The sequence below is a fragment of the Intrasporangium oryzae NRRL B-24470 genome (assembly GCF_000576595.1).
Taxonomy (GTDB): domain Bacteria; phylum Actinomycetota; class Actinomycetes; order Actinomycetales; family Dermatophilaceae; genus Intrasporangium_C; species Intrasporangium_C oryzae.
In genome coordinates, this window is sequence record NZ_AWSA01000138.1 from 1 (window position 1) to 231 (window position 231).

The following is a 231-nucleotide window of genomic DNA, read 5'->3' on the forward strand; positions in this document are numbered from 1 at the left end:
CTTGATGTGTAGGATAGGTGGGAGGCTTTGAAGCGTGGACGCCAGTCTGCGTGGAGCCATCCTTGAAATACCACCCTTTAATGTTTGATGTTCTAACTCGGCCCCGTAATCCGGGGTGAGGACAGTGTCTGGTGGGTAGTTTGACTGGGGCGGTCTCCTCCCAAAGAGTAACGGAGGAGCACGAAGGTTAGCTAATCACGGTCGGACATCGTGAGGTTAGTGCAAAGGCAT

General features: G+C 53.2%; 1 rRNA gene. It reads left to right on the plus strand.

Going from position 1 to position 231, the window contains the following annotated elements:
• A 23S ribosomal RNA gene (locus N865_RS21405) occupies nucleotides 1–231 on the plus strand; the annotation flags it as partial.